Source organism: Algoriphagus taiwanensis (assembly GCF_036245645.1).
In the GTDB taxonomy this organism is placed as follows: Bacteria; Bacteroidota; Bacteroidia; order Cytophagales; family Cyclobacteriaceae; genus Algoriphagus; species Algoriphagus taiwanensis.
On the sequence record NZ_BTPE01000037.1, the window covers coordinates 1 to 841 of the forward strand.

The 841-nt window shown below is 51.0% G+C and carries 1 protein-coding gene; it reads left to right on the forward strand.

The window, feature by feature from the left end; genetic code table 11:
• On the forward strand, window positions 1–841 hold an 841-nt coding region (locus AAA938_RS20140; RefSeq protein ID WP_420915759.1), incomplete at both ends, for an immunoglobulin domain-containing protein.

Consider the following 841-nt stretch of genomic DNA (forward strand, 5'->3'; position numbering starts at 1 on the left):
CTTCGGGCACGGAGCCGATCACGTATGAGTGGTTCAGCAATGCGACCAACAGCAACGTGGGCGGAACGTCTGTAGGCACTGGAGCGAGCTATACGCCATCCACTGCTGTGGTAGGCACAACTTATTATTATGTGGTAGCGACCAGTGCAAGCTGCGGACCTGCCACTTCAAATGCGGTAGCGGTCGTGGTGACTGATGTTGAGGACCCTGTAGTTGGTATTGATCAAGTAGAATGTGCTCTTGATAATATTCAAACACTTACAGCTACAGCGACCGTTGAGCAAGGTGCTACTTTATTATGGTATTCTTCTATTGAAGCATTAGTTCCTATTCAAGGATTACCTACTTTAAGTGAAATAGGAACAATTACTTACTGGGCTGAGGCTGTCTCTGCTGAGGGATGTAAAAGTTCCAGAGTTCCGGTTACTTTGACAATTAATGATTGTTCTATCGCGCTGGTGAAGACAGTGGCTCCTAGCGACAGCGGAGACGACTGTGTGGAAGCGGGCGACGAGTTGACCTATACGTTTGTGGTGACCAACCAGGGTAATGTGACCCTGACCAATGTGGCGATCGCTGAGGAGAGCTTCAGTGGCACGGGCACGTTTGGAGCGATCACGTTCCAGTCCAGCAGCATGAACAGTGCTGAGGGCACGTTGAAGCCGGGTGAGAGTGCGACGTATACGGCGACGTATGAAGTGACTGCGGCAGATGTCGAGGCGGGTATTGTGACCAACCAGGCAGAGGCAGAAGGCTTCTTCGGCCAGACCCGAGTGTCTGACCTGTCTGGCAGCACAGTAGATAACGATACAAGAACAGAGTTTGAGCTTTGCCAGACTCA